Here is a 5,447-nt window from a genome sequence, read left to right as displayed (position 1 = left end):
TGAGGGGTGGGCCTTTCGTTGAATGATTGTCCGGCGGCGTCCTACTCTCCCACACCCTGGCGGGTGCAGTACCATCGGCGCTGAAGGGCTTAGCTTCCGGGTTCGGAATGGGACCGGGCGTTTCCCCTTCGCTATGACCGCCGTAACACTGTCGAGATGTCAACGGGAATGAACCGTTGGTTTCTCGGGAACCGCACAGTGGACGCGTAGCAATGAATGAAGTTAGTCAAGTTGTCGGCTTATTAGTACCGGTCAGCTGCGGCAGTCGTTAGTCCTGCCTTCCACGTCCGGCCTATCTACCCAGTGGTCTAGCTGGGAGCCTCTCACCCCGAAGGGCGTGGAAACCTCATCTTGAAGCAGGCTTCCCGCTTAGATGCTTTCAGCGGTTATCCCTTCCGAACGTAGCCAACCAGCCGTGCTCCTGGCGGAACAACTGGCACACCAGAGGTTCGTCCGTCCCGGTCCTCTCGTACTAGGGACAGCCCTTCTCAAGTTTCCTGCGCGCGCAGCGGATAGGGACCGAACTGTCTCACGACGTTCTAAACCCAGCTCGCGTACCGCTTTAATGGGCGAACAGCCCAACCCTTGGGACCTACTCCAGCCCCAGGATGCGACGAGCCGACATCGAGGTGCCAAACCATGCCGTCGATATGGACTCTTGGGCAAGATCAGCCTGTTATCCCCGGGGTACCTTTTATCCGTTGAGCGACGGCGCTTCCACAAGCCACCGCCGGATCACTAGTTCCGACTTTCGTCCCTGCTCGACCTGTCAGTCTCACAGTCAAGCTCCCTTGTGCACTTGCACTCGCCACCTGATTGCCAACCAGGCTGAGGGAACCTTTGAGCGCCTCCGTTACATTTTAGGAGGCAACCGCCCCAGTTAAACTACCCACCAGGCACTGTCCCTGATCCGGATTACGGACCGAGGTTAGATATCCAGAGCGACCAGAGTGGTATTTCAACGTTGACTCCACCGACACTGGCGTGCGGGCTTCACAGTCTCCCACCTATCCTACACAAGCCGCACCGAACACCAATACCAAGCTATAGTAAAGGTCCCGGGGTCTTTCCGTCCTGCTGCGCGTAACGAGCATCTTTACTCGTAGTGCAATTTCGCCGAGTTCGCGGTTGAGACAGCGGAGAAGTCGTTACGCCATTCGTGCAGGTCGGAACTTACCCGACAAGGAATTTCGCTACCTTAGGATGGTTATAGTTACCACCGCCGTTTACTGGGGCTTAAATTCTGAGCTTCGCACTTGCGTGCTGACCCGTCCTCTTAACCTTCCAGCACCGGGCAGGCGTCAGTCCGTATACATCGTCTTGCGACTTCGCACGGACCTGTGTTTTTAGTAAACAGTCGCTTCTCCCTGGTCTCTGCGGCCCTCCACGCTTCCCCGGGCATGCCGGTTCACGCTTGAGGCCCCCCTTCTCCCGAAGTTACGGGGGCATTTTGCCGAGTTCCTTAACCACGATTCTCTCGATCGCCTTGGTATTCTCTACCTGACCACCTGAGTCGGTTTGGGGTACGGGCGGCTAGAACCTCGCGTCGAGGCTTTTCTTGGCAGCATAGGATCACCCATTTCCCGCATACGCGGTACCCGTCGGCTCTCAGGCTTCACGAGGTGCGGATTTGCCTACACCTCACCCTACGACCTTGGACGTGGACTACCATCGCCACGCTGGGCTACCTTCCTGCGTCACCCCTGTTAATACGCTTACCTACTACTAGTTCGGGTCCCGTGCTCCCCTGCCCCGGTGTCCCGAAGGACGATGAGACAGGCTCGGACGGTTAGCATCACCAGGCTCGGTATGGGCGGTTCTTCGCCGGTACGGGAATATCAACCCGTTGTCCATCGACTACGCCTGTCGGCCTCGCCTTAGGTCCCGACTTACCCAGGGCGGATTAGCCTGGCCCTGGAACCCTTGGTCATTCGGCGGACGGGTTTCTCACCCGTCATTCGCTACTCATGCCTGCATTCTCACTCGTGCCGGCTCCACCGCTGGGTCACCCCGCGGCTTCACTGCCGGCACGACGCTCCCCTACCCATCCACACGACTGAACCACGAAGGCTTGTCACTTGTGTGAATGCCACAGCTTCGGCGGTGTGCTTGAGCCCCGCTACATTGTCGGCGCGGAATCACTTGACCAGTGAGCTATTACGCACTCTTTCAAGGGTGGCTGCTTCTAAGCCAACCTCCTGGTTGTCTGTGCAACTCCACATCCTTTCCCACTTAGCACACGCTTTGGGGCCTTAGCTGGTGGTCTGGGCTGTTTCCCTCTCGACTACGGAGCTTATCCCCCGCAGTCTCACTGCCACGCTCTGGCTTACCGGCATTCGGAGTTTGGCTAACGTCAGTAACCTGGTGGGGCCCATCGGCTATCCAGTAGCTCTACCTCCGGCAAGAAACGCGTGACGCTGCACCTAAATGCATTTCGGGGAGAACCAGCTATCACGAAGTTTGATTGGCCTTTCACCCCTAACCACAGGTCATCCCCCAGGTTTTCAACCCTGGTGGGTTCGGGCCTCCACGCGGTCTTACCCGCGCTTCACCCTGCCCATGGCTAGATCACTTCGCTTCGGGTCTAGAGCACGCGACTACGGTCGCCCTATTCGGACTCGCTTTCGCTACGGCTTCCCCACACGGGTTAACCTCGCCACGTACCACTAACTCGCAGGCTCATTCTTCAAAAGGCACGCCGTCACCCCTGCTAGGGAGGCTCCGACGGATTGTATGCACACGGTTTCAGGTACTATTTCACTCCCCTCCCGGGGTACTTTTCACCTTTCCCTCACGGTACTTGTCCGCTATCGGTCACCAGGTAGTATTTAGGCTTACACAGTGGTCTGTGCGGATTCACTCCGGGTTTCTCGGGCCCGGAGCTACTTGGGATCCCCTTCGGGAGGCCGCGTCATTTCGTCTACGGGGGTAACACCCTCTGTGCCGGGCCTTTCAAGACCCTTCGACTATAACGCGGCTTTCTGACTCCCTGCGAAGGCGGCAGCCCTCACTGAAAGGTCCCACAACCCCCAACGCGCAACGCCTGCCGGCTATCACACGCGCTAGGTTTGGCCTGATCCGCTTTCGCTCGCCACTACTCACGGAATATCTCTTCCTGCCGGTACTGAGATGTTTCACTTCCCGGCGTTCCCTCCACACACCCTATATATTCAGGTGCGGGTCACACGACATGACTCGTGCGGGGTTTCCCCATTCGGAAATCCTCGGATCACGGTTCGTTTGCCAACTCCCCGAGGCTTATCGCAGGCTACTACGTCCTTCTTCGGCTCCTGGTGCCAAGGCATCCACCCTGTGCACTTAAAAACTTGACCACAAAAGATCATTCAAAGATGCTCGCGTCCACTGTGCAGTTCTCAAGCAACCACCGGTCACCGCCCGGCATCCCGACGCCTACCGACCACCACCACCCCCCGAAGAGGACACCAGCGACCAGCGGTTCGACCGGACCGAACGATCCCGACCAAGGCAACACCCACAACGGGCTGTTCCCTCAGGACCCAACAGCGTGCCAAGCCGACCCGCGACGAACCGACGACTCTCCGTTCCCTCCCCGCAGCAAGCTGCAGGCGTACTTGGAAGCCACCGACCCAACGAGCCGGCCAGTAGTCGATGTTCCACCCGTGAGCACCACCCCCGACGCGTACGGCCGGGGCATGGGCCTGGACACCAGCACCACCCCATGACGAGGCGACCTGCTGCCAGATGCTCCTTAGAAAGGAGGTGATCCAGCCGCACCTTCCGGTACGGCTACCTTGTTACGACTTAGTCCTAATCGCCAGTCCCACCTTCGACGACTCCCCCCAAAAGGTTGGGCCATCGGCTTCGGGTGTTACCGACTTTCATGACTTGACGGGCGGTGTGTACAAGGCCCGGGAACGTATTCACCGCAGCGTTGCTGATCTGCGATTACTAGCGACTCCGACTTCATGGGGTCGAGTTGCAGACCCCAATCCGAACTGAGACCGGCTTTTTGGGATTCGCTCCACCTCGCGGTATCGCAGCCCTTTGTACCGGCCATTGTAGCATGCGTGAAGCCCAAGACATAAGGGGCATGATGATTTGACGTCATCCCCACCTTCCTCCGAGTTGACCCCGGCAGTCTCCCATGAGTCCCCGGCATAACCCGCTGGCAACATGGGACGAGGGTTGCGCTCGTTGCGGGACTTAACCCAACATCTCACGACACGAGCTGACGACAACCATGCACCACCTGTACACCGACCTTGCGGGGCGCACATCTCTGCACGTTTCCGGTGTATGTCAAGCCTTGGTAAGGTTCTTCGCGTTGCATCGAATTAATCCGCATGCTCCGCCGCTTGTGCGGGCCCCCGTCAATTTCTTTGAGTTTTAGCCTTGCGGCCGTACTCCCCAGGCGGGGCACTTAATGCGTTTGCTGCGGCACGGAATCCGTGGAATGGACCCCACACCTAGTGCCCAACGTTTACGGCATGGACTACCAGGGTATCTAATCCTGTTCGCTCCCCATGCTTTCGCTCCTCAGCGTCAGTTGCGGCCCAGTGACCTGCCTTCGCCATCGGTGTTCCTCCTGATATCTGCGCATTCCACCGCTACACCAGGAATTCCAGTCACCCCTACCGCACTCTAGTCTGCCCGTACCCACTGCAAGCCCCAGGTTGAGCCTGAGGTTTTCACAGCAGACGCGACAAACCGCCTACGAGCTCTTTACGCCCAATAATTCCGGACAACGCTTGCGCCCTACGTATTACCGCGGCTGCTGGCACGTAGTTAGCCGGCGCTTCTTCTGCAGGTACCGTCACTTTCGCTTCTTCCCTGCTGAAAGCGGTTTACAACCCGAAGGCCGTCATCCCGCACGCGGCGTCGCTGCATCAGGCTTTCGCCCATTGTGCAATATTCCCCACTGCTGCCTCCCGTAGGAGTCTGGGCCGTGTCTCAGTCCCAGTGTGGCCGGTCGCCCTCTCAGGCCGGCTACCCGTCGTCGCCTTGGTAGGCCATTACCCCACCAACAAGCTGATAGGCCGCGAGCCCATCCTCCACCGATAAATCTTTCCAGACGCTACAGATGCCCGTGCGTCTCGTATCCGGTATTAGACCCCGTTTCCAAGGCTTATCCCAGAGTGAAGGGTAGGTTGCTCACGTGTTACTCACCCGTTCGCCACTGATCACCCGGTGCAAGCACCGAGATCACCGTTCGACTTGCATGTGTTAAGCACGCCGCCAGCGTTCGTCCTGAGCCAGAATCAAACTCTCCGTGAATGTCAAACAGCCACCCACCAACCCGAAGACCGGCGAGCAACAGACACACAAAGAACCCCCCCGAAGAGGGGCATCAACTGGCATCATCCCAAACCAGACCCACGGGGTGGATCCGATCCAGGCTCGACGCCAAAAATATGGCATCGACTACTTGGCACACTGTTGAGTTCTCAAGGAACAGACGCGCATCC

At 58.4% G+C, this 5,447-nt stretch carries 3 rRNA genes; all 3 read right to left on the bottom strand.

The features are described from left to right. Positions 1–28: 28 nt before the first annotated feature. Positions 29–145 (bottom strand): 5S ribosomal RNA (rrf, locus tag H9657_RS18815). Between the two features lie 77 nt (positions 146–222). Beyond that, positions 223–3,332, bottom strand: a 23S ribosomal RNA gene (locus H9657_RS18810). A 402-nt stretch (positions 3,333–3,734) separates the two neighbouring features. Then, positions 3,735–5,256 (bottom strand): 16S ribosomal RNA (locus tag H9657_RS18805). Together the 16S, 23S and 5S rRNA genes form the textbook arrangement of a ribosomal RNA operon. Between the last annotated feature and the right edge of the window lie 191 nt (positions 5,257–5,447).

This window comes from Cellulomonas avistercoris (genome assembly GCF_014836445.1).
In the GTDB taxonomy this organism is placed as follows: Bacteria; Actinomycetota; Actinomycetes; order Actinomycetales; family Cellulomonadaceae; genus Cellulomonas; species Cellulomonas avistercoris.
This window is presented reverse-complemented; position numbering and strand designations above follow the sequence as displayed.